A 22,761-nucleotide genomic window follows, 5' to 3' on the forward strand; every position below is an offset into this window, starting at 1 on the left:
CCCGTCCGCGTTCGACGGGATGAAAACTGTCCGTTACGCCTGTATTCCGACGGGAAAGACCGCCCGGCGGCGGAGCCGGGCGGTCTGGCGGAGTTGGGATCCGCTGGCTTCGGACGAGGGGGAAACCCGAAGCTCGGTAGCGGGGAGGGGAGTGCGCTACCGCCTCTTTTGAGGCTGAAACGAGGTTACTATGCCGGGCGCTTCTTCGAAATTATACGGGGGTTTGCCCGGCATCATACATACGGATGGGGGGATCAGGCAGATCATGCAATCCTTGCTATCACGCCAACCGCGAGGATCGCAGCCCCGGCGAAATCCGTCACCATGGCGAAATTTTCCTTGGCGTTCCGGTCGCGGTTCATGGCGTGCTTGACCCCTGCCAGCGCCAGGTAGAGGCCGCCGACCAGCCCCGCCGGGGCCACCCAACCGGGCATCAGCAGGCTCAAGGTTGCGACGAGCCCCATCGCCAGGTTGCCGCAGCCGATCTCGGTGACCAGCTTCTCGGCGTCCGGATCATCGATCCCGAATATGGTCTTGGCGGTGAAGGACGGCTGAAGCACCTGCTTGAAGCCGGCAAGCAGCAGCCTGATGCCGGCGGCCCAGAACACGAACCACTTGCCCACCAGAAACAGCAGGCCCGCGTCCGAGCCCGCTGCCCATTCCGCAAGGATGGACAGGACCGGAAGGACGAACATCAATGCGGCGACTGCGACGAAATACATCGAAAAACTCCGCGTCAGGGACAGCGGTTTCCATCCTAGATTGCCGCGTCGGCGAAGCCAATGGGCGGCGGCGCGCGCCGGGGTTCGCCCATTCGGTGGATCGCTGGCGTAGCGTTGCCGCCATGCCGGCAAAAAAGAACCCGCGGCGACTGCCGCGGGTTCGGTCGTTCGTCGCGGTGCCGTCGCCTATTCGAACAGCGGGCGCTCCTGGCCGTTCTCGCGGATCCAGGTCGACAGGCCGATCTTGGCGAGAACGGAGAGGAAGGGCTTGGGCGCCAGTTCCTCGACGTTCGCCATATGCTTGACGTCCCACTCGCCGGTCGCGACCAGCATGGCGGCGGCTACCGGAGGAACGCCGGCGGTGTAGGAGATGCCCTGGGAGCCGACCTCTTCGTAGGCTTCCTTGTGGTCCGCCACGTTGTAGATGAAGACCTCGCGCTCCTTGCCGTCCTTTGTGCCCTTGACGAAGTCGCCGATGCAGGTCTTGCCGGTATATTCCGGTGCGAGCGAGGCCGGGTCGGGCAGGCAGGCCTTGACGACCTTCAGCGGCACGACTTCCGAACCGTCGGCGAGCTTGACCGGCTGCTCGGAGAGAAGGCCGATCGACTTCAGGACGGTGAAGACGTTGATGTAGTGGTCGCCGAAGCCCATCCAGAAACGCACGTCGGCGCCGTCCATGTTCTTGGCCAGCGAATGCACTTCGTCATGGCCGCAGAGATAGGCGCGGCGGGTGCCGACGACGGGCAGGTCGTAGTCCTTGCCGATCTCGAACATCTTGTTGACGTTCCATTCGCCGTTCTGCCACGAATAGACGACGCCGGTGAATTCGCGGAAGTTGATTTCCGGGTCGAAATTGGTGGCGAAGTACTTGCCGTGGCTGCCGGCGTTGATGTCGACGATGTCGACGTCGGTGACCTTGTCCAGGTACTCGTCCTTTGCGAGCCTGGCATAGGCGTTGACGACGCCCGGGTCGAAGCCGGCGCCGAGAATGGCGGTGATGCCCTTCTCCCGGCATTCGTCCGCGCGCTTCCACTCGTAGTTTCCATACCACGGCGGGGTCTCGCAGATCTTGTTCGGCTCTTCATGGATTGCGGTGTCGATATACGCGACGCCGGTGTCCATGCAGGCGCGCAGCACCGACATGTTGAGGAAGGCGGTGCCGACGTTGATGACGATCTCGCAGCCCGTCTTCTTGATGAGCGCCTTCGTGGCCTCGATGTCCAAGGCATCCAAGGCATGGGCTTCCAGTACGCCCGGTTGCTTCATCGCCTTCTTTTCGTGGACCGAGGCGATGATCGCATCGCATTTGGATTTTGTGCGCGAGGCGATGTGGATGTCGCCCAGCACGTCATTGTTCTGTGCGCACTTGTGCGCCACCACCTGGGCAACGCCACCCGCGCCGATGATGAGAACGTTCTTTTTCATTTCGGGGTATATCTCCTTGTACCCTTAGCCGTCGTCGCTGTGAATTTTGACCTCAGGAGAGGCTCTGCTCGTAGTCCGCATAGGTGAAGTCGCGGACCGTCCTGATCGAGCCATCCAGTTCGCGGATGGCGATGGCCGGCATTTTTACGCCGTTGAACCAGTTCTTCTTGACCATTGTATAACCGGCGGCGTCCTGGATCGAGATGCGGTCGCCGACCTTGATTTCGTTTTCGAAGTCGAACTCGCCGAAGATGTCGCCGGCCAGGCACGACTTGCCGCAGATCATCCAGCGGTGTGGGCCCTTGTTGGGGGTGAGCTTGGCGCTCTCGCGGTAGATCAGAAGATCCAGCATGTGGGCTTCGATCGATGAATCGACGATCGCAAGGTTCTTGCCGTTGAAAAGCGTGTCGAGCACCGTCACCTCCAGCGTGGTGGACCTGGTGATCGAGGCCTCGCCGGGCTCCAGATAGACCTGCACGCCGTATTCCCCGGCAAAGCGCTTCAGGCGCTCGGCGAATTGCTCCAGCGGGTAGTTCTCGCCGGTGAAGTGGATGCCGCCGCCGAGGCTGACCCATTCCGCCTTGCGCAACAGTGGGGCGAACTTCTCCTCGATCGCGCCGAGCATGCGGTCGAAAAGGTCGAAGTCGCCGTTCTCGCAATTGTTGTGGATCATGAAGCCGGAGATCATGTCCATGACCGGCTCGACCTTCTTCACGTCCCACTCGCCAAGCCTAGAAAAGGGGCGGGCGGGATCGGCGAGGTCGAAGCTGGACGAGGAGACGCCGGGGTTGAGGCGAAGACCCCGGACGATGCCGGACGATTGCCTGTCGAAGCGCTGCAACTGGCCGATCGAGTTGAAGATGATCTTGTCGGCGTGGCTGACGACCTCGTCGATCTCGTAGTCGGCATAGGCGACCGAATAGGCGTGCGTCTCCTTGCCGAAGCGCTCGTGGCCGAGACGCACCTCGTTCAGCGACGAGGACGTCGTGCCGTCCATGTAGTCGCGCATGAAGTCGAACACGCCCCAGGTCGCGAAGCACTTCAGCGCCAACAGAGCCTTCGCGCCGGAAAGCTCGCGGAGCCTTGCGATCTTTTCCATGTTCAGAAGCAGCTTCGACTTGTCGATCAGGTAGTAGGGCGTCTGGATCATCAATTCTGGTCTTTCGTGGAGCGGATGTTGCAGCCCGATGAGCGCACCCGTAGCCGGCGCCCATCTGGTAGGTCCCATGTCTACTCGATGCGCTCGGGCATCGCGGTCTTCAGGTCAGGGAACTGTCATCTTCAATCCGGAAGAGCCTGCCATTCGCGCAAGGCACCGGCAGCGGCGTTTCTGTCTCTCTTGGCGTTCGCGTGCCGGCATGCGGGTCACCCCGACCGTTTACAGCGCAAATGTGACGGTCGGGCTACAATCGCGCGCCAAAGCGCGACAACTCCTGACCTGTGTGAGAGAGCAAAGACAGCATGGCGCCTATCTAGCCGTACGGCCGGGGAAGTCAAGGCAAGCCGCATCTTGGCCGCTATCCGGCCCCTTGGTCTGGCTCTTGCGAAAACAGGGCAGGATGGTATCTGACGGAGACGCGCCTGCGGGTCTTTGCGGCATTGCAAATTCGACATGGTCGGCGCACCCATCGCCATCGGAGCGTTCCCTTGCCCAGAAAGCCCATGCCGAACCAAGCCAACAGGGTCACGCTGCCGCGGGCCTTTTCCAAGCTCGGCATCTGCTCGCGCAAGCAGGCCGAAAAGCTGATCGTCGACGGGCGGGTGCGGGTCAACAAGCGGGTCGTCAACGACGTCGAGGCCTGGGTGGACATGGCGTCCGACCGGATCGAGCTCGACGGTCAGCCGCTAAAGGCGCATGCCAAGGTCTATCTAGCGCTGAACAAGCCGCGCGGCCTGGTGACGACGCGGGACGATCCCGAGGGACGCAACACCGTCTTCGATTGCCTCGAGGGGCTGGACCTCCCCTTCGTCGCGCCGGTCGGTCGCCTCGACAAGGCCAGCGAGGGGCTTCTGCTCTTCACCAACGACACGCAACTGGCGCAGCGGCTGCTCGATCCGGACAAGGACGTCCGAAAGATCTATCACGTGCAGGTCTCCGGCCGACCGGGCGAGGCCGAGATCGCTCGCATGACGACAGGCATGGAGGTGGACGGCCAGACGCTGACGGCCGCGGCGGTGCGGCTGCTGCGCGCGGGGGAAAAGAACGCCTGGCTGGAAGTGGAGCTCACCGAGGGCAAGAACCGCCAGATCCGCCGCATGCTGGAGGCCATGGGGCTCGAATGCCTGCGGCTCGTTCGCGTTGCCATCGGCGATATCGCCCTTGGCGACCTCGCAAAGGGCGCGACCCGCTTCCTCACCGACGCCGAGGTCCAATCCCTGCAGCGGGGCGCGGGGCTGAATGCGGCGGGCGCGAAATCCTCCGGCACCGCGGCGCGGCGAAAGCAGCGCTGAGGCGCGTGCCCGGCGCAGTCACGCCGCCGCAGCTCAGCCGACTGCGGCCCACCGAGCCGATGCAAGTCGAGGATGCCGCCGCGGACGCTCGTGGGGGTGGGGCAGGAGGTCGAGCTTTCCTTCGACGAGGATGCCATGCACCTTTTTGACGCGGAGAGCGGCCGGCGGATCGGCTGAACAGGCTGCGCCGCACACCGCTTTGGCTGAAATCGACGCCTATTCGATCAGGATCGCGCGGAAGTCGTTGACATTGGTCCCGGTCGGGCCCGTCTCGAAGAGATCGCCGGCAGCCTGGAAGGCGGTGTAGGCGTCGTGGCCGAGAAGGCGGGCGCGCGGATCCTGTCCGGCGGCGCGCATGCGGGCGATGGAGGCGCCGTCGGCAAAGGCGCCGGCGTTGTGCTCGGAGCCGTCCCGGCCGTCGGTGTCGGCGGCGAGCGCATGGATGCCGGCGAGGCCGTCGATGGCAATCGCGAAGGAGAGCAGAAGTTCGCTGTTGCGGCCGCCCTTGCCGAAGCTTTCGCCCCGGATCGAGACGGTCGTTTCACCGCCCGAGAGGATCAGGGACGGCGCAGGGAAGGGGCGGTTGCGCGTGCGCACCTCCCGCGCGATGGCCGCATGCATCAGACCGATATCGCGCGCTTCTCCCTCTATCGCGTCGGAGAGGATGAAGGTGTCGATGCCGGCCGCGCGCGCCTTGGATGCGGCCGCCTCCAGCGAGACGCGTGCCGAAGCGATCACGTGATGTTGCTGGTTGGCGAAGGCCGGATGGTCCGGGCCAGGTGCGGCGGCTGCATCGGAGGCCAGATGCGCCATCACGCGCTGTGGCAGCTGCATGCGGTACTGGTGGACGATGTCGATTGCGTCCGACGGCGTCGAGGCGTCCGGCACGGTGGGACCGGAGGCGACATGTGCGGGATTGTCGCCGGGAATGTCGGAGACGATCAGGCTCACCACCTTCGCCGGAAACGCCGAATAGGCCAGCCGCCCTCCCTTGATGCGCGAGACGTGCTTGCGCACCACGTTCATGGCGGAGATGGGCGCGCCGGAGGCGAGCAGCGCCCGATTGACGGCGATCTCGTCTTCGAGCGTCAGATCGCCCGCGGGTGCCGGCAACAGCGACGAGCCGCCGCCGGAAATCAGGGCGATGACGAGATCGTCTTCGCTGAGCCCGTCTACCAGTCCGAGCAATCGCCGGGCGGCGAAAAGGCCGGCCGTGTCGGGGACCGGGTGGGCAGCCTGCAGCACCTCGATCCGCCGGCAGGCGGCGACCGCCCCGTGCTGGGCGACGACTGTTCCTTCGAGCGGTCCTTCCCAGACGTTTTCGAGCGCTGCGGCCATCTGGCTGGCCGCTTTGCCCGCGCCGACGACGATCGTGCGCCCTTTCGGCCGCTTCGGCAGGTGGGCAAGGATGGCGGCCAGCGGATCGGCCGCCTTGACGGCTTCATGGAACAGCGAGGCGAGAAAGGCGCGCGGATTGTCGATCATGCCGTATCAATCGATCGATTCGAGGTCGTACACAAGTACCCCGGCGACACCGTCGAGGGCGGCGGCTACGATCTTCGCCCCGGTCTTTCTGTGTTCCTCGTCGGCAAGATAGGTGTCGCGCGCGAAGCTGTCGTCGAAGTCGACGATGAAGCCGTCGGAAAATCCCTTGTCCATACCCGTTTCGGGGCTGACATTGGTGCCGACATGGACGGCAAGCAGCCCCGGGATGCGGTCCTTCAGGGCCACGATCTCGTCGAATATCTCGGACTTGGCGGCCGCACTGATCGTCGGCTTGAAGCGGATGAAGACGCAGTGGCGGATCATGCGGTGCTCCTATCGGATATCGGTGCGGGCGCGTGCCCGGGTGTCGTTGCGCTCGTGGGCGAAGATCTGCGGCGGCAGCGGCTGCAGGTCGCGGATGATGTCTGCGCCCTTCTCGCCCACCATGATCGTCGGCGCATTGGTGTTGCACGAGGGCACGCGCGGCATCACGGACGAATCGCAAACCCGCAATCCTTCCAGCCCGTGCACCCTGAGATCGAGCCCGACGACGGCATCTGCGCCCGTGCCCATCTTGCAGGTGCCGACGGGATGGTGATCGGTCTTGGCATTGGCGCAGCCGTAGTCGAACAGATCCTCGTCGGTGAGATATTTGGGGCCGGGCAGCCGTTCGGCAAGAACGAAAGGCTTCAGCGCCGGTTGCTGCATGATCTCGCGGGCGATCTTCAGCCCTTCGATCGACATCTTGCGGTCGTGCGGATCCGCCCAGTAGTTCGGGTCGATCAGCGGCGCAACTGCCGGATCGGCCGAGGCGAGTCGGACCGTGCCGCGCGAACGGGGATGCAGATAGGCGGAGTTCAGCGTCACGCCGGCATTCTTCAGCCGCTCGACGCCCGCCTCGATGCCGGAGCCGAGGCCGAGGTGGAACTGGATGTCGGGCGAGCGGGCGTCCGGATCGGCATACCAGAACCCGCCGGTCTCGAAGAGCGAGGAGGCGACCGGGCCGGAACGGAACAGCACGTATTGCAAGCCCGCCCAGAGCGTGCGGTGGAGCTTTGCCACGTTGTCGTAGGTGTGATCGCCCGTGCATTCGCAGATGACGAACAGGTCGAGATGATCCTGCAGGTTCGAGCCGACGCCGGGCAGGTCGTGCTTCACCGGCACGCCGGCCGTCTTGAGATGGTCGGCCGGGCCGATGCCCGACTGCAGCAGGAGCTTCGGCGAGCCGATGGCACCGGAGGAGACGAGAACCTCGCGCTCCGCCCGCAATGTCTCCAGCCCGCGCGAGGTCGCGACCTCGACCCCGACGGCGCGGCTACCTTCGATGAGGATGCGGGTGACGCGGGCGCCGGTGCGGATCGTCAGGTTCTTCCGATCCCTGATCGGCGAGAGATAGGCCAGCGAGGCCGAGGAACGCCGCCGGTTGCGCTGCGTCAGCTGGTAGAAGCCGACGCCGGCCTGCTGGCGGCCGTTGAAGTCGTGATTGTGCGGAATGCCGAGTTCCTGGCCGGCGCGAATGTAGGCGTCGCAGATCGGCAGGCCGGAGACCGGCATCGAGACGCCGAGCGGCCCGCCATAGGCATGGTAGTCGTCGAAAAAGCGCTGGTTGTCCTCCGCGCGCTTGAAGTAGGGCAGCACGGAGCGATAGTCCCATCCCTCGCAGCCGTCTTCGCTGGCCCAGAGGTCATAGTCCGTCGCATTGCCACGGGTGTAGAGTTGGGCGTTGATCGACGAGCCGCCGCCGATGACCTTGGCCTGGGTATAGCGCAGCACGCGGCCCTTCATGTGCTTCTGCGGCACCGTCTCCCAGCCCCAGCTGGCGACCCCCTTGGTCATCTTGGCAAAGCCGGCCGGCATGTGGAACAGCGGGTTCCAGTCGCCGCCGCCGGCCTCCAGCAGGAGGACGCGCACCGTGGGGTCTTCCGAGAGGCGGTTGGCGAGCACGCAGCCTGCGGGGCCGGCGCCGGTGATGATGTAGTCGTAAGCCATGCACGTTTCCTCAGGCAATCAGGCCATTCGTTTATTCATTTCGCGCGTGGCGGCCCCGTCGCTCGGCCACATCGCGCTCGGCAATGCTTCCATTCCACCCGCCGAAGCCGTGCCCCTCATCCGGCTGCCGCCCCTTCTCCCCGCAAGCGGGGAGCAGGACGCAAGTCGCGGGGCTGCACGTCCCCTCTCTCCGCTTGGGGGAGAGGGTCAGGGTGAGGGGCGACAGCGAAATCCACGCGACCGAAATGTCACCACCCCGGTGCATCACAGCCGCCCGATCGAGAGCCCTCCGTCCAGGTCGATCACCGACCCCGTCGCAAAAGCGAAGCGGCCCGATGCGAGGGCTGCAACGGCGGTGCCGATGTCCTCCGGCTCGCCCCAGCGTTTCATCGGCACAAGCCCGCCTGCGATCAGCGCATCGTACTTGGCCGAAACGCTTGCGGTCATTTCCGAGCGGATGATGCCGGGGCGGATCTCGAAGACGGCGATGCCGGTCTCGGCCAGCCGCACCGCCAGCCCCTGGCTGAAGGCGGCGAGTCCCGCCTTCGTCATGCAGTAGTCGAGCCGTTCGGGCGAAGACAGAGCAGCCGAGACAGACGTGATGTTGACGATCGACCGCGGATGGGTGGCCGGCGCCGCGAGCATCGCGCGCAGCACGGCCTGCGTGAAGAACACCGTGCCGCGCAGGTTGGTGGCGACGATCGTGTCGAAATTCTCAGGCTGGAGGTCGAGAAAGTCGCCACGCACCACCGAGGCGATGCCAGCGTTGTTGACCAGGCAATCGATGTGGCCGAAAGCGTCGACAATGGCCTCGACCGTCTCATGATGGCTCTCGACCGCGGCAAGATCGGCCTGGAAATAGGCCGCCTTCGCTCCGGCTTCGCCGAGCTTTGCGAGCACAGTGTCGGTGCCCTCGTCCGAGGCGCCGATGCCGGTGATGGCGATGTCGAAGCCGTCCACAGCAAGAGCCCGGGCGATGCCGAGCCCGATGCCGCGACGGCCGCCGGTGACGATGGCGAGCGGGCGGGTTTTCCGATGGCGGAGCGAGCGAAACGAAGTCATCACGCGACAGCCTCCCTGGCTCGGATGTGTTCGGCCACGCGCAGCGCCTGCGCGGCAATCGTCAGTGCCGGGTTGACCGCCGCCGAGGTCGGCAGGAACGATGCATCGACGACGAAGAGGTTGGGATGGTCGAACGAGCGGCAATAGATGTCGAGCGGCGCGGTTGCCGCGTCGCTGCCGAGGCGCACGGTTCCGCACTGGTGGGAGGGCGTGCGCTTGTCGAAGGCGCGCGACAAGACGATCGGGAAGCCCGCCTTCTTCAGCACCGCCTTCAGCTTCGCCACCAGCTCGAGATGGGCGTCCCAGTTGGTACGGGTCCATTTCAGCACGATCCGATCGCCGTCGACGGTGATCCGGCTTTCGGGGTGCGGCAGGTCTTCGCTCATGGCGTAGAAATCGACCGCATGCCGTGAGACGCGGTCCAGCAGCCATTCCGGCACCTGCGGCAGGTTGGCTTTCAGCACCTTGCCGGAGATACGGCCGAGCAGCTGGACATTTCCGAGCGGTGGCCCGCCGGCTCCGTCGGAGAGGTAGAAATCGTTGAAGCCGAGGGTCTTTTGGTAGATCGAGGTGTTGCGGAACGTGGGCGAGATCGCGATCACTGCACTGGAATTGTGGTTCATGAAGTTGCGCCCGACCTGGTCGGACGAATTGGCGAGCCCGCGGGGATGGCTCTCGCTCGCCGAGCGCAACAGCAGGGCTGCCGACTGCACGGCGCCTGCGGAGAGGATGACGAGTTTCGGCGAAAGGCTCGCCTCCACCCCGTCCCGGACATAGCGGATCCCGGTGATCGAGCGCCCGTCCGGGCCGGTCACGAGCCGCGTGACGCGGCTGTCGGTCTGCAGCGTCACGTTCGGGTGTCGCAAGGCCTCAGCAAGTGCTGCCGTCTCGGCGTCCATCTTGCCGTCGTCGGCGTTCGGATGGGCGTCCCACGGCGTCTTTGCCTTTCTCAGCCAACGCTCGAGGTCGATTCCGAGAGGCAATGAATAGGGGTGGATGCCAACCGCCTTCAGCCGCTTGCGCACCAGCGCGATCGCCGGTTCGTCCGGGACCGGCGGAAAGGGATAGGCCGCCGAATGCGGCGGCTCGGTCGGATCCTCGTCGAGCGCGCCGCGAACCTGGTAGAGCTTTTCCGCAGCCGAATACCACGGCTCCAGTTCCTCGTAAGCGAACGGCCATGCCGGCGAGACGCCCTCGCGATGGCGCATCTCCAGGAAATCCTCGCGGCGATAGCGCACGAGGACCGCGCCGAAGAACTTCGAATTGCCGCCGACATTGTAGTAGTTGCCGGGGTTGAAGCCCTCACCGCCGGCCTCGTACCACGTCTCCTTCGGACGGAAGTGGCCGCGCTGGAAGATCGCCCGCTGGTCGCGGTTCTCCGGCCGGTCCTCGATGTGGCTGCCGGCCTCGAGGATCAGGATGCGGGCGCCGCTGGCGGCCAAGCCGGCGGCGACGGTTGCTCCGCCGATGCCGGAGCCGATGATGACGATGTCGGGCTGCGAGGTCATGTCGTCGTCTCAGGCGATGCGGCGCTGGCTGTCGGGGTCGAAGAAGACGGCCTTGTCGAGATTGAAGGCAAGCCTCGCTTTTTGCCCGGCGGAGATGCGCGCGTCGGCGCGCAGGCGGGCCACGATCTCCTTGCCGCCGAGATGTGTCACGGCGAAGGTGTCGGCACCGGCGGGCTCCACCACCTCGATCAGGCATTCGCCCTCGGCGATCGTGCGGGCGTTGTGATCAGCACCCTCGGGATCGGTGAGTGCCTCGGGGCGGATGCCGAAGACCACGTCCTTGCCGCGGTAGGCGCCTAGGCCCTGCGGCGCATTGTTGACGACGAGCCTGAGCGGCTCGGCCTCGAGGCGGGCGAGCGACACCGCCAGGCTGCCACCGTCCCCTTCGACCTTCGCCTTCAGGAGGTTCATGGCCGGCGAACCCATGAAATCGGCCACGAACATGTTGGCCGGGTTGTTGTAGATCTCCGCCGGCGATCCGAACTGCTGCAGCACGCCGTCCTTCAGCACGGCGATCTTTGTCGCCAGCGTCATCGCCTCTATCTGGTCATGGGTGACGTAGACGATCGTGGTCTTCATGCGTTGGTGCAGACGCTTGATCTCGGTGCGCATGTCGACGCGCAGCTTGGCGTCGAGGTTGGAGAGCGGTTCGTCGAACAGGAACAGCTTGGGATCGCGCACGAGCGCCCGGCCCATGGCGACGCGCTGGCGCTGGCCGCCGGAGAGCTGGCCTGGCTTGCGGTCGAGCAGGTGGCCGATCTGAAGCATCTCGGCGACCTGCTTGATCGCCTTGTCGCGTTGATCCTTGGGAACCCCGCGGATCTCCATGCCGAAGGCGATGTTCCCGGCCACCGTCATGTTCGGATAGAGCGCATAGGACTGGAACACCATGGCGATGTCGCGCTTGGAGGGGTGCAGGCCCGCGACCGAGCGGCCGTCGATGGCGATGTCGCCGGAGGTGATCGGCTCCAGACCGGCGATGGTGTTGAGCAGCGTGGACTTGCCGCAGCCGGAGGGGCCGACGAGCACGAGGAAACCGCCCTGTTCGATTTCCAGGTTGATGTCCTTCAGGATTTCCAGCGCGCCGTAGGACTTGCGAAGATTGCTGATCTTGAGAAACGACATGGCGGTCATCCTTTCACGGCGCCGGACATCAGGCCGCGGACGAAGTAGCGGCCGGAGACGATGTAGACGATGAGGGTGGGAAGGGCTGCGAGGATCGCGCCCGCGAAGTGGACGTTGTATTCCTTCACGCCGGTCGACGAGGAGACGAGGTTGTTCAGCGCCACCGTCATCGGCGTCGAATAGGGGCCGGAGAAGGACGCGCCGAACAGGAAGTCGTTCCAGATATTGGTGAACTGCCAGATGACGGAGACGACGATGATCGGCCCGGAGGACGGCAGCAGGATGCGGCGGAAGATCTGGAAGAAGCTCGCGCCGTCGATCTGCGCTGCCCGCACCAGCTCGGTCGGGAAGTTTTCGTAGTAGTTGCGGAAATAAAGCGTCGTGAAGCCGATGCCGTAGATCACATGCACCATGATCAGCCCCCAGATGGTGCCGGCGATGCCAAAGAGGCCGAGCATGCGCGCCATCGGGATGAGCACGATCTGGAACGGGATGAAGCAGGACAGCAGCAGCAGGCCGAAGAAGATGTTCGAGCCGCGGAACGGCCATTTCGTCAGCACGTAGCCATTGAGCGCGCCGATGATGGTGGAGATCGCCACCGCCGGGACCACCATGAGGATCGAATTGATGAAGAACGGGCGCAGGCCCGTCGGCTGCACGCCGATCTGCGCCGTCGACCAGGCCGACAACCAGGGCTCGATCGTCCACACCTGCGGCAGGTTCAGCATGCCGCCCTGACGGATTTCCTCCAGCGGCTTGAGCGAATTGACCACCATCACGTAAAGCGGCAGCAGGTAATAGACGGCGAAGATGATCAGCGCCGTATAGATCAGCACGCGCGTCAGGCGGCCGTGGCTGATGACGTTGTCGGAGCTTGCAGCACTCATCGGCCCCTGCCTCCACGGATTTCGGAATAGAGATAGGGAACGATGATCGAGAAGATCATGATCAGCATGATGATCGCCGAGGACGCGCCGATCCCCATCTGGTTGCGGGTGAAGGTATAGGAATACATGAAGGTCGCCGGCAGCTCGGTCGCCTGGCCAGGTCCGCCGCCGGTCAGCGCGATGACCAGGTCGTAGGCCTTGATGGCGAGGTGGGCGAGCACGACGAAGGCCGAGAGGAAGATCGGCCGCATCAGCGGGATGATGATGCGGCGGTAGACGGTCATCGTGGAGGCGCCGTCGATCTGGGCGGCCTTGATGATCTCGTTGTCGACGCCGCGCAAGCCTGCCAAAAACATCGCCATGACGAAGCCGGACGACTGCCAGACGGCGGCGATCACGACGCAGTAGATCGCGTAGTTTCGGTCCTTGATCCAGTTGAACGAGAAGCTCTCCCAGCCCCATAGATGCATGGTGTTCTCAAGGCCGATGCCGGGGTCGAGGAACCATTTCCAGGCCGTGCCGGTGACGATGAAGGACAGCGCCATCGGGTAGAGGTAGATCGGCCGCAAGAGCCCCTCGATACGGATGCGCTGGTCGAGCAGGATCGCAAGCCCGAGGCCCAGCACGCTGCAGATGACGATGTAGAGCGAGGCGAAGATCGCAAGATTCGAGATCGCCCGCCACCAGTGCGGCAGGGACCACAGCCGCACATAGTTCTGCAGCCCGACGAAATTGTAGGACGGCAGCATCTTGCTGTCCGTCAGCGACAGGAGTCCCGTGTAGGCGATGAAGCCGTAGACGAACACCAGGACTATGAGGAAGCTGGGGGCGAGCACGAGCTTGGGAAGAAGCTCCTGCAGGCGCGAGCGGCTGTCCATAAGCGTTTCCACTCTGTTGTGAATATGTCTTCTCGGTGCGGGGAGGCTGCCCCTCACCCTGAACCTCCCCCCGCAGGCGGGGAGAGGGGACGGATACGGATACGGTGCGGCATGTGCCCTTCTCCCCGCGCGCGGGGAGAAGCTGCCGGCAGGCGGATGAGGGGCAAAGCCCCGAACATGACGCCTACTTCGCGCCTTCGACCGCGGCGACCAGTTCCTTGGTGGCTTCCTCGGAGGAAAGCTCGCCGTTGAACTGGCGGGTCACCACGTCATAGATCGCGTTCTTGACGGCGGCCGGGTTGGCGTGGCCGTGCGCCATGGAGCCGTAGAGCGTGCCGCTGGCGTTCGCCTCGGCGAGGTCCTTGATGCCCTTCTTGCCGCAGTCGTCGAAGTCGGTGTCCGGCACGTCGGTGCGGGCCGGGACCGAACCCTTGACCACGTTGAAAGCCGACTGGAAGACCGGGCTTTCGATGGCGGATGCCATGGCGAGCTGGGCGGGAACCTTGTCGTCGGCGACCTTGAACATGGCGAACTGGTCGGAGTTGAAAGTGACGGAGCCCTGCGTGCCCGGGAAGCGCATGCAGACGAAGTCCGTGCCCGGCTTCTTGCCGGCCTTCAGGAACTCGCCCTTGGCCCAGTCGCCCATGAACTGCAGGCCGGCCTTGTCCTCGATGACCATGGCGGAGGCGAGGTTCCAGTCGCGACCGGAGAAGTTGTCGTCCACGTAGGAGCGCAGCTTCGTCATGCGGTCGAAGGCTTCCTTCATCTGGTCGCTGCCGAGCGTTTCGGGATCGAGATCAATGAAGGCCTTCTTGTAGAAGTCGTTTCCGAGCGAGAGCACGACGGCGTCGAAGATCGTCGCATCCTGCCAGGGCTGGCCGCCATGGGCGACGGGGGTGATGCCCTGCGCCTTGAAGTTGTCGAGCAGCGCGATCAGTTCGTCCCAGTTCTGGGGCTCCTTGCCGCCGGCCTTGTCGAGGGCCGCCTTGTTGATCCAAACCCAGTTGGTGGAGTGGACGTTGACGGGTGCTGCGATCCAGTGGCCGTCATACTTCGAGAACTGCTGCAGGGCGCCGGGGACCACCTTGTCCCAGCCCTCCTTGGAAGCCACTTCGTCCAGGTTGCCGAGCGCGCCTTCCTTGGCCCAGTCGAGAATGTCGAAGCCGAGCATCTGCACGGCCGTCGGCGCGTTGCCAGCTGTGACGCGGGCGCGCAGCACGGTCATCGCCTCGGTGCCGCCGCCGCCGGCGACCGGCATGTCGGTCCAGGTGATGCCCTTCGATTCCAGGTCTTTCTTCAGGACGTCGAGCGCGGCAGCCTCGCCGCCGGACGTCCACCAGTGCAGCACTTCGACATTTTCCGCAGCGCGTGCGGATACGCCGGCGCCGAGTGCCACCATCACCGCGGCGATCGCGGTCGTCGTTACAAACTTGCGCATCGTTTTCCTCCCGTTTGCAAGTTCCAATGGCGGGATCCTCCTCCCGCCGTTCCTCATCGTCCCCCAACCCCGGGCGACAATTCTGGAGCTGCGGCGCGTGCCGCCGGCTCAATTTAAAACGTTATAAATTCGACGAGTCAAGCGCACGGCCAGCCACACCGAATTTCCTCAGAAATCGCCAGTTTCCGGCGAAAAATCTGAGTCTTTCCGAGAAAAGTTTGTGTGCGCCGCAACGTATGCGAGTTTAAAACGTTTGCATTGCACGATTGCGCCGGGCGGATCGTCTTTGTAAGGTGCCGCCGAAATATCAACTTCAGCCAAAGACCGTTGCCGTGCCCAGCCGACAGAAGCTCTCCGACATCGACACGGCCAGGACGGCCCAGCGCACCGGCAAGCCGACGCTGAAGACGATCGCCGACATGACCGGCCTTGCGGTCACCACCGTGTCGCGGGCGCTCGGCAACGCGCCGCAGATATCCGAGGCGACCCGCAAGCGCGTCCACGAGGTCGCAAGCGAGATCGGTTACCTGCCGGACCGTGCGGCCCAGCGCCTCAAGACCGGACGCACGAACGTCATCTCCGTGCTGCTTGATCCGCATGAGGAGATCCTGGGCTTTGGCACCTCCGTCATCCACGGACTGGCGCGCGCCCTGAAGGCCACGCCCTATCACCTGATCGTCACGCCCAACTTCGTCGAGGACAGCAGTGTCGAGGCGGTCAACTACATCATCCGCAACGGAATGGCCGATGGCCTGGTGCTGTCGCGCACCGAACCTTTCGACCCGCGGGTGCGGCTGCTGCTCGAGCGTGATTTTCCCTTCGTGACGCATGGGCGGACGGAGTTCACGACGCCGCACGCCTATGTCGACTTCGACAATTTTGCCTTCGCCCACGAAGCCGTGCGCCGGCTGATTTCCAAGGGACGACGGAAGGTGGCGATCATTCCGCCGCCGAAGCGGCTGACCTTCTGCCAGCACATGCTGCACGGCTTCATGACCGCTGTGCGCGAGGCCGGCATCGCCTTCGAGGTGCCGGAAGCGATCGACCTCGATTGTCCGGCCGATCAGATCCGCGACCACGTCCGCCGCCGCGGGGCGGGTGGGGATGCGCCGGACGGTCTCGTCTGTCCGGGCGAGGTCTCGGCGCTCGCAACGATCACCGGCATGAGCGATCGGGGCATGACGCTCGGCGTCGAATACGACATCGTCGCCAAGCAGACCTCGCATCTTCTCACCCAGATCCAGCCAAAGGTCGAGACGATTTACGAGGACCTGACGGCGGCCGGCGAGGCGATGGGAACGCTGCTGTTGAGGCGCGTGGCCGGCGACGACACCGCCGACCTGCACATTCTTCAGGCGCCGCAACTGGGGTTTCCAGCGCTCTGACAGGAGGCGGACCCCCACGGCGTCCGGTGTCGGAAACGATCTCCTCATCGCGGCATCCACCAGTTGGTGCGTGCGCCGATGTGCATGTTGAGCGTCTTGGTCTCGGTATAGTCTTCCACCGCATGACGGCCGAGCTCGCGTCCGAGCCCCGACTGGCGATAACCGCCGAAGGGCAGCTCCGAGGCTCCGTCCATGAAGGTGTTCATCCAGACCGTACCCGCGCGGACACGGCGGCCGATCGTCAGGCACGTGTCGAAGTCGCGGCTCCAGACGCCGGCCGACAGGCCGTAGTCGATGGCGTTGGCGATACGGATCGCCTCCTCGGTCGTCTCGAAGGTCAGGACGGAAAGGACGGGGCCGAACACCTCCTCGCGGGCGACCGCCATGTCCGGCTTCACGCCGGAAAGGATGGTCGGTGCCATGAACTGGCCGAGCCCGAGGTCGAGCTGGCTGCCGCCAAGGGCAATGCCGGCGCCCGCATCCTGCGCCCCTGCGACATAGCCCGCGATCTTTTCGAGGTGCTGCGGCGTGATGATCGCGCCCACCTGCGTGGAGGGATCGAGCGGATCGCCGACGCGCACTTTCTTCGAAAGCTCCGCGATGCGCGCCGTCACATCGTCGGCTATGCCGCGATGCAGGATCAGCCGCGAGCCGGCATTGCAGCATTCGCCGGCGTTGAAATAGGCGCCGAAGACGGCGGCATCGACGAACGCTTCGAGGTCGGCATCCGGGAAGACGATCTGCGGATTCTTGCCGCCGAGTTCGAGAGAGACCTTCTTCAGGGTCTGGGCCGCGTTCGCCATCGTCAGCCGGCCGACGCCGGTCGAACCGGTGAAGGAGACCATGTCGACGTCCGGATGCGTCGTCATCGGGGCGCCTACCGCGGGCCCCGTGCCGGTGACGATGTTGACCACACCGGCCGGAACGCCGGCCTCGATCAGGATCTCGCCCAGCACCAGCGTCGAGCCTGAGGTGAGCTCCGACGGCTTGACGACGGTGGTGCAGCCGGCAGCGAGCGCGAAAGGAAGCTTCTGGCTTACGATCAGGAACGGGAAGTTCCACGGCGTGATGATCGACACGACGCCGATCGCCTCGCGCAGCACGACGCCGAGCGTGCCGTCGCCAAGCGTGTTGTAGCTTTCGCCGTGCAGGTCGCGGGCGAGCGCTGCCGCATAGCGCCAGATGTCGACGGCGCCGCCGAGCTCGCCCTTCGCCTGGCTGATCGGCTTGCCGCTCTCGATCGCATCGAGAAACGCAAGCTCGTCGGCGCGTGCGGCGATCAGGTCGGCGGCCTTGAGCAGGATGTTGGAGCGCTCCGCGCCCGTCATCCGCGGCCAATGGCCTTCGTCGAAGGCGCGGCGGGCGGCGGCGATCGCCCGCTCGGCATCCTTCGCCGTGCCGGCCTGATAGCGGCTGACGGTAACGCTGTGGCCGGGAGCGACGCGCTCGAGAGATGCACCGCTATCGGAGGCGACCCATGCGCCGTCGATCAGCATGCGGAAATCGCGTGCCGCGTGGTTCTGTAGCGCCTTCGGCTGCACTGTGACCGCCATCACCATTCTCCCTTGAAGTTTGCGGGGCGCTTTTCGCTGAAGGCGGCAACGCCTTCCTTCAGGTCCCCGGTCTTGGCGACGAGGATGGAGCCCAAGGTCTCCACCGCGCTGCCGTTGTCCTCGCCGTTGGCAACGGCGATCATCAGCTTGGAAATCTCGGTCGCGGCCGGGCCGCGTGCGGCGATGCGCGCCGCATAGTCCCGGGCGGCCTGCACCGAGGCGCCGCTCTCGACCACATGGTCGACGATGCCCAGCGTCTCGGCTGCTTCTGCCGTCAGCACCTCGCCGCCGAGCAGCATGCGGCGCACGGCCTGCGCGCCGAAACGCTTCACCAGCCGCTGCGTGCCCGACCAGCCGGGCACCATGCCGAGGCCCGCTTCCGGCAGGCCGATCTTCACCTGGCGCTCGGCGATCCGGATGTCGGCTGCGGCGGCAAGCTCCAGCCCGCCTCCCAGCGCGTGGCCGTTGACGGCGGCGATCAGCGGCATGCGCAATGTCGCCAGACGCTCGAACACCCGGTGGCCGAAGCGCACCCAGGCGTGGCCGAATTCGTTGGGCTCCATGCCGCCCCAGGCCTTGATGTCGCCGCCGGCCGAAAAGGCCTTGCCTTCGCCGGTCAGGATCGCGACGCGCACGGCGGCTTCCGCCTCGATCGCGTCGCAGGCGGCGGCAAGCTGCCGGAGCATGTCGATGTCGAAGGCGTTCAGCTTTTCCGGCCGCGCGATCGTAAGCGTGGCAATGGGACCGTCGACGGTCACCCGGATACGCGGCTCAGACATGGCGCGCCCCCTCAAGGGTTCGTTGCGGCTTGCGCGGCAGCACCAGTCCGAGCGGCGCGTCGGTGAACAGCGAGGCATCCATCGTCTTCAGGTCGTCGGCGATGATCAGCGGAAATTCCGACTGGTCGAGAATGTGCGCCTGCAGGTCGATGCCCGGTGCGATCTCGGTAAGCACGACCCCCTTCGGTGTCAGCTTCATCACGCAGCGCTCGGTGACGTAGGTGATGTCCTGCCCCTGCTCGACGGCGCGACGGCCGGAGAAGGTGACGTGCTCGACTTCGTTTACCAGCTTCTTCAGCTTGCCTTCCTTCTCGATTGTGAGCTTCTGATTGTCGACACCGAGCTTCGCGCCCGCGTTGAACATGCCGGAGAAGACGATCTTCCTGGCGCGCGCCGTGATGTCGACGAAGCCGCCCGCGCCGGCCGTGACATGCGGCCGGAAGGAGAGCTTGGAGACGTTGACTGAACCGTCGCGCCCGATCTCCAGGAACGACAGCAGCGATGCGTCGAAGCCCGCACCCTGGAAATAGGTGAACTGGTAGGGCGAGGGCATGTAGGCGTCGGCGTTGGACGCGCAGCCGAAGGCGAAATCGAGCAGCGGCACCCCGCCGACGGCTCCCTGCTCGATCACCCAGGTGACGTCGCCGTGAAGACCTTCTTCCAGCAGGATGCGCGGCACGTTGGCGGAGATGCCGAAGCCGAGATTGACGCAGCTTCCGGCCTCGAGTTCTCGTGCGACGCGGCGGGCGATGACCTTCTGGATGTTGAATTCCGGCACGCGGAACGTGTCGAGCGGGCGCATGATCTCGCCCGAGATCGCCGGATCGTAGGGCGTCTGCGTCGTCTGCTTCTGGTCGGGATCGACAACGACGTAGTCGACCAGCATGCCCGGTACGCGCACGTCGTGCGGCCGTAGCGACCCGTCCTTGGTGATCCGCTTGACCTGGGCGATGACGATGCCGCCGTTGTTGCGGGCGGCGAGCGCCTGGTCCAGTCCGCCGAGGTAGGCGCCCTCGTGCTCGTAGGTGAGGTTTCCGCGCTCGTCGGCTGTGGTGGCCCGGATGATCGCCACCTGCGGTACGATCGCCGGGAAGTAGAGCCAGTCCTCGCCCTCGAACGCGACTTTCTTGACGACCGGTTCGGCCATAGCCTTCCCGTTCATCGCGCAGCCCTCCCGTGACGGATCGACGAAGGTGTCTAGACCGACCTTGGTCAGAACGCCCGGCCGCTTTGCCGCCGCTTCGCGGTGCATGTCGAAGAGGATGCCCGAGGGAATGTTGTAGGCGGGGATCTCGTTGCCGGTCACCATCTGCCAGATCAGCGGTGGCTCGGAAGAGGAGGGGCCGGAAGGGTAGGAGCCGCCGATGACTTTGGCCAGCAACCCCTTCTTCGCGATGTGGTCCACGCCCTTGATGCCGCTCATGTCGCCGGCCGCGATCGGGTGCAGGGTGGTGATGTCTCGCGGATGCCCGGTCGCCTCGAAGCGCTCGCCGATCGCCCTGAGCATCAGGTCGGGGCAGCCCAGCCCGGAGGACGAAGACACAGACACGACGGCGCCGTCAGGGATCAGGCCGGCTGCTTCGGTGGGGGAAATGTGCTTGGTCATGATGCTGCCCGAAGTTGGAATTGGTCCGGCGAAGTCGATCCCTGCTTTGCCTGCCCGCCGGCGGGGAGGAGGTGCCCGAAGGCGGGCCGATGGGCGATTTCTCGATTCGATCGCGGGGCAGGTCCTGCCGTCGCTTCGCAAGCGCCCGGCGCTGTTCCGCGACGGGGAGACAAGGCCGCTTCCGCTGTGGCGCCGATTGGAGAGAGCGTTCGCATCAGATCACCAGCCCCCTTCACAGTCCGGGTTCGATCTTGACGGCCGCACCGCTGCGGGCGGCCTCGACGACGGCAAGTCCCGTTGCCAGCGACCAGATGCCGTCCTCGCCCGTGGCGGACGGCTGGCCCTTTCCGGCGATGGCTGCGTGAAAGGCGGCCAGTGCCGTCTCATAGAGGTTGGCGTGATCGAGCGGCAGTTCGTGCTCGCCGTCGGCATCGTGCAGCGTCACGGTGCCGATGGCGCGCTGGCTCATGACGTTGCGGCCGATCAGCGAGCCCGAACTGCCGTGTACTTCCAGGCCCGTCTCCGCATATTTCGTGGTGAAGCCGTCGTGGAACTGCGCGATCACGCCGGAGCGGAAACGCAGCACGCCCATCACCGCATCCTCCAGCCCTGCCCTGGCCATCCCGCCCTGGTGGCTGAAGGCGATTGCCTCTACCGGGTCGTCGTCGAGCACGAAGCGCAGCGTGTCGGCGTCGTGGACGGTGATGTCGAGAATGACGCCGCCGCCCGCTTCCGGCCGCTCGAGACGCCAGCCCTGCAGGTGCGGCGGCAGGTAGACGGCATGGAAGACGCGTGCCGAAAGCGGCGTGCCGATCCGGCCGGAGGCGATTGCGTCGCGCATGGCGCGATGGGTGGCGGCATTGCGCAGGTGATGGTTCGTCGCCATCACGACGCCTGCCTCCTTCGCAGCCTTCACCATGGCGCGCGCATCCGGAAGTGAGGTCGCCAGCGGTTTTTCGCACAGGATATGCTTGCCAGCGCGGGCGGCTGCAATCGCCTGGTCGCGGTGCAGTTCGTTTGTGGTGGAAATGTAGACGGCGTCGATTTCAGGATCGCCGACAAGCGCCTCCAGTCGCGTCACCGCCTTTGCGATGCCGTGATCGGCGGCATAGGCGCGGCCGCGCTCGGCGTTCGTGCTCATCACGCAGACGATCTCGCCGCCGGTGGCGCGGATCGCGCCGATAACCCATTCATGGGCGATCGTGCTGGCGCCGATCAGTCCCCATCGTGTCGTTTGCGATTGTGTCATGCGAGGCTCCTCCACCCCATGGTCCAGCGACAGTGCCGCAGCTCTGGCGCACCACCAGCCGAACCGAGGCGACCTGCGCCTCGGCCTCCACCCGGCCGGAATTGATCTGTTTCAGAAGCATTTGTGCGGCGCGCCGGCCCATGCCCTGCGGATCGACGGAAACCGTCGTCAAGGCAGGCACCGCCGTCTGCGCCTCGATCACGTCGTCGAAACCGACGACGCCGAAGTCGCGGCCCGGCTCCAGGCTGCGGGCGCGCAGGCCGTCGCAGACGCCGAAGGCGACCGCGTCGTTGAAGCACAGCGCCGCCGTCGGCCGATCGGCAATCAGCATGGCGCGTTCGATCGCGGCCACGCCGCCGGCGCGCGAGGGCGCGGAGTTGACGACAAGCGCCGCGTCGGCCGCGAGCCCGCCGGCCGCGAGGGCATCGCGGTAGCCGTCGATGCGGTCGGCGGAAACGGCGGTGTCGGCAAAACCGCCGAGAAAGGCGATGCGGCGATGGCCGAGCGCGATCAGGTGCTCGGTCGCTGCGCGCGCACCGGCATAGTTGTCCGAAAGCAGAGACGAAACCTTGGCACCCGCGATGTTGCGGACCACGATCACGACCGGCACGCCGGCAGCAATCAGCGGCTTGAAATCGCTCGCATCCGTGCCGCGGGCCGGCGAGATGATCAGGCCTGAAATGCCGTGCTCGCGCATCGAGGCGATCACCTCGCGCTGCCGGTCCAGGCTTTCGCCGGTATTGGCCAGGAACTGGACGAAGCCCGCCGACTGCATGACCATGTCCATGCCGACGGCGAGTTCGGCAAAGAAGGAATTGGTGAGGTCGTTGACGACGATGCCGACGATCTTCGACGAGGCCGTCTGGCGCAGGTTTGCAGCGCCGCGATTGTAGACGTAGCCGAGATCGCGGATGGCGGCATTCACCCTGGCGCGGGTCTGCTCGTTGACCAGCGGGCTTGCCTGCAGGACGAGCGAGACGGTCGACTTCGACACGCCGGCGGCGCGTGCAATATCGACAACGGTCACCCGGCTTTTCGTCACGGTCAATGCTCCCTTGCGGACCTCCTCGTCCGCTTTCGAGGGGCAGGATTATTGGATCGTTCCAAATTAGTCAAGCGGGTTTTGGGGAGATGGGTGAGGGAGGTTGCGCCGGTGCCAGTTATTCGCGGCCTTGTGGCTTTGCACGGCGAGTCGGCATCGACCCGGCAGTTACGCACG

Annotated in this window: 19 protein-coding genes; 2 read left to right on the forward strand and 17 right to left on the reverse strand. The window is 65.3% G+C overall.

Annotated features, from left to right (window positions below; all coding sequences use genetic code 11):
- Positions 1–263: 263 nt before the first annotated feature.
- The 3 genes from CRO48_RS05170 to CRO48_RS05180 all read right to left on the reverse strand — a co-directional run bounded on the left by CRO48_RS05170 (position 264) and on the right by CRO48_RS05180 (position 3,297).
- Positions 264–722: a DUF6790 family protein gene (locus CRO48_RS05170; protein WP_097136977.1), complete on the reverse strand. Its 459-nt coding sequence runs from the start codon at positions 720–722 to the stop codon at positions 264–266.
- A 186-nt stretch (positions 723–908) separates the two neighbouring features.
- Complete coding sequence (locus CRO48_RS05175) at positions 909–2,147, reverse strand: saccharopine dehydrogenase family protein (protein ID WP_097136979.1); 1,239 nt, start codon at positions 2,145–2,147, stop codon at positions 909–911.
- Positions 2,148–2,199: 52 nt separating this feature from the next.
- Entirely contained in the window at positions 2,200–3,297 is a 1,098-nt protein-coding gene (locus CRO48_RS05180; RefSeq protein WP_097136981.1) for a carboxynorspermidine decarboxylase, read from the reverse strand.
- Positions 3,298–3,752: 455 nt separating this feature from the next.
- Between CRO48_RS05180 and CRO48_RS05185 the strand changes: the two genes are divergently transcribed.
- Positions 3,753–4,598, forward strand: a complete 846-nt coding sequence (locus tag CRO48_RS05185; RefSeq protein WP_407071894.1) for a pseudouridine synthase — start codon at positions 3,753–3,755, stop codon at positions 4,596–4,598.
- Between the two features lie 216 nt (positions 4,599–4,814).
- Here CRO48_RS05185 and CRO48_RS05190 read toward each other — a convergent pair whose 3' ends face one another.
- From CRO48_RS05190 to CRO48_RS05230, 9 genes are all read right to left on the reverse strand, one after another.
- Positions 4,815–6,083, reverse strand: a complete 1,269-nt coding sequence (locus CRO48_RS05190; RefSeq protein ID WP_245423433.1) for a glycerate kinase type-2 family protein — start codon at positions 6,081–6,083, stop codon at positions 4,815–4,817.
- 6 nt (positions 6,084–6,089) lie between these two features.
- Entirely contained in the window at positions 6,090–6,407 is a 318-nt protein-coding gene (locus tag CRO48_RS32825; protein WP_245423434.1) for a Dabb family protein, read from the reverse strand.
- Positions 6,408–6,416: 9 nt separating this feature from the next.
- Positions 6,417–8,072, reverse strand: coding sequence for a GMC family oxidoreductase (locus tag CRO48_RS05195; RefSeq protein WP_097136984.1), 1,656 nt, complete (start codon positions 8,070–8,072; stop codon positions 6,417–6,419).
- Between the two features lie 264 nt (positions 8,073–8,336).
- Positions 8,337–9,134 carry a 3-ketoacyl-ACP reductase gene (locus tag CRO48_RS05205; RefSeq protein ID WP_097136988.1) on the reverse strand — a complete coding sequence of 266 codons (798 nt, stop codon included), beginning with the start codon at positions 9,132–9,134 and terminating at the stop codon, positions 8,337–8,339.
- The gene (locus CRO48_RS05210) at positions 9,134–10,642 is read right to left on the reverse strand and encodes a GMC oxidoreductase (RefSeq protein ID WP_097136990.1); all 1,509 of its coding nucleotides are present in this window, start codon (positions 10,640–10,642) and stop codon (positions 9,134–9,136) included. Before CRO48_RS05210 ends, CRO48_RS05205 begins: the two co-directional genes overlap by 1 nt.
- A gap of 9 nt (positions 10,643–10,651) precedes the next feature.
- Positions 10,652–11,767 (reverse strand): ABC transporter ATP-binding protein, encoded by a 1,116-nt coding sequence (locus tag CRO48_RS05215; RefSeq protein ID WP_097137485.1) that lies wholly within the window; start codon positions 11,765–11,767, stop codon positions 10,652–10,654.
- Positions 11,768–11,772: 5 nt separating this feature from the next.
- On the reverse strand, positions 11,773–12,654 hold the full coding sequence (locus CRO48_RS05220; protein WP_097136992.1) for a carbohydrate ABC transporter permease: 882 nt from the start codon (positions 12,652–12,654) through the stop codon (positions 11,773–11,775).
- Complete coding sequence (locus CRO48_RS05225) at positions 12,651–13,532, reverse strand: carbohydrate ABC transporter permease (RefSeq protein ID WP_097136995.1); 882 nt, start codon at positions 13,530–13,532, stop codon at positions 12,651–12,653. Before CRO48_RS05225 ends, CRO48_RS05220 begins: the two co-directional genes overlap by 4 nt.
- 184 nt (positions 13,533–13,716) lie before the next feature.
- Entirely contained in the window at positions 13,717–14,970 is a 1,254-nt protein-coding gene (locus CRO48_RS05230; protein WP_097136996.1) for an ABC transporter substrate-binding protein, read from the reverse strand.
- A 332-nt stretch (positions 14,971–15,302) separates the two neighbouring features.
- Here CRO48_RS05230 and CRO48_RS05235 point away from each other — a divergent pair, with 332 nt between their 5' ends.
- Positions 15,303–16,355: a LacI family transcriptional regulator gene (locus CRO48_RS05235; protein WP_280952635.1), complete on the forward strand. Its 1,053-nt coding sequence runs from the start codon at positions 15,303–15,305 to the stop codon at positions 16,353–16,355.
- Positions 16,356–16,399: 44 nt separating this feature from the next.
- Here the strand turns inward: CRO48_RS05235 and CRO48_RS05240 are convergent, their stop codons facing one another.
- From CRO48_RS05240 to CRO48_RS05260, 5 genes are all read right to left on the reverse strand, one after another.
- Positions 16,400–17,908, reverse strand: coding sequence for an aldehyde dehydrogenase family protein (locus CRO48_RS05240; protein WP_097136998.1), 1,509 nt, complete (start codon positions 17,906–17,908; stop codon positions 16,400–16,402).
- Positions 17,908–18,687, reverse strand: coding sequence for an enoyl-CoA hydratase/isomerase family protein (locus CRO48_RS05245; protein WP_097137001.1), 780 nt, complete (start codon positions 18,685–18,687; stop codon positions 17,908–17,910). Before CRO48_RS05245 ends, CRO48_RS05240 begins: the two co-directional genes overlap by 1 nt.
- A complete protein-coding gene (locus tag CRO48_RS05250) occupies positions 18,680–20,293 on the reverse strand; it encodes an acyl CoA:acetate/3-ketoacid CoA transferase (RefSeq protein WP_097137002.1) in 1,614 nt (537 codons plus the stop codon). The genes CRO48_RS05245 and CRO48_RS05250 overlap by 8 nt, the downstream gene beginning before the upstream one ends.
- 232 nt (positions 20,294–20,525) lie before the next feature.
- A complete protein-coding gene (locus tag CRO48_RS05255; RefSeq protein WP_097137004.1) occupies positions 20,526–21,542 on the reverse strand; it encodes a Gfo/Idh/MocA family protein in 1,017 nt (338 codons plus the stop codon).
- A complete protein-coding gene (locus CRO48_RS05260) occupies positions 21,484–22,584 on the reverse strand; it encodes a LacI family DNA-binding transcriptional regulator (RefSeq protein WP_097137489.1) in 1,101 nt (366 codons plus the stop codon). The genes CRO48_RS05255 and CRO48_RS05260 overlap by 59 nt, the downstream gene beginning before the upstream one ends.
- Positions 22,585–22,761: the final 177 nt, after the last annotated feature.

It is taken from the genome of Rhizobium subbaraonis, assembly GCF_900220975.1.
In the GTDB taxonomy this organism is placed as follows: Bacteria; Pseudomonadota; Alphaproteobacteria; order Rhizobiales; family Rhizobiaceae; genus Mycoplana; species Mycoplana subbaraonis.

Excerpts from the sequence above, each read along its gene's own strand:
- CRO48_RS05215 (WP_097137485.1), bottom strand. The coding sequence starts at position 11,767 with ATGTCGTTTCTCAAGATCAGCAATCTTCGCAAGTCCTACGGCGCGCTG.
- CRO48_RS05175 (WP_097136979.1), bottom strand. The coding sequence starts at position 2,147 with ATGAAAAAGAACGTTCTCATCATCGGCGCGGGTGGCGTTGCCCAGGTG.
- CRO48_RS05210 (WP_097136990.1), bottom strand. The coding sequence starts at position 10,642 with ATGACCTCGCAGCCCGACATCGTCATCATCGGCTCCGGCATCGGCGGA.
- CRO48_RS32825 (WP_245423434.1), bottom strand. The coding sequence starts at position 6,407 with ATGATCCGCCACTGCGTCTTCATCCGCTTCAAGCCGACGATCAGTGCG.
- CRO48_RS05240 (WP_097136998.1), bottom strand. The coding sequence starts at position 17,908 with ATGGCGGTCACAGTGCAGCCGAAGGCGCTACAGAACCACGCGGCACGC.
- CRO48_RS05250 (WP_097137002.1), bottom strand. The coding sequence starts at position 20,293 with ATGACCAAGCACATTTCCCCCACCGAAGCAGCCGGCCTGATCCCTGAC.
- CRO48_RS05245 (WP_097137001.1), bottom strand. The coding sequence starts at position 18,687 with ATGTCTGAGCCGCGTATCCGGGTGACCGTCGACGGTCCCATTGCCACG.
- CRO48_RS05230 (WP_097136996.1), bottom strand. The coding sequence starts at position 14,970 with ATGCGCAAGTTTGTAACGACGACCGCGATCGCCGCGGTGATGGTGGCA.
- CRO48_RS05225 (WP_097136995.1), bottom strand. The coding sequence starts at position 13,532 with ATGGACAGCCGCTCGCGCCTGCAGGAGCTTCTTCCCAAGCTCGTGCTC.
- CRO48_RS05190 (WP_245423433.1), bottom strand. The coding sequence starts at position 6,083 with ATGATCGACAATCCGCGCGCCTTTCTCGCCTCGCTGTTCCATGAAGCC.
- CRO48_RS05220 (WP_097136992.1), bottom strand. The coding sequence starts at position 12,654 with ATGAGTGCTGCAAGCTCCGACAACGTCATCAGCCACGGCCGCCTGACG.
- CRO48_RS05205 (WP_097136988.1), bottom strand. The coding sequence starts at position 9,134 with ATGACTTCGTTTCGCTCGCTCCGCCATCGGAAAACCCGCCCGCTCGCC.
- CRO48_RS05255 (WP_097137004.1), bottom strand. The coding sequence starts at position 21,542 with ATGACACAATCGCAAACGACACGATGGGGACTGATCGGCGCCAGCACG.
- CRO48_RS05180 (WP_097136981.1), bottom strand. The coding sequence starts at position 3,297 with ATGATCCAGACGCCCTACTACCTGATCGACAAGTCGAAGCTGCTTCTG.
- CRO48_RS05195 (WP_097136984.1), bottom strand. The coding sequence starts at position 8,072 with ATGGCTTACGACTACATCATCACCGGCGCCGGCCCCGCAGGCTGCGTG.
- CRO48_RS05170 (WP_097136977.1), bottom strand. The coding sequence starts at position 722 with ATGTATTTCGTCGCAGTCGCCGCATTGATGTTCGTCCTTCCGGTCCTG.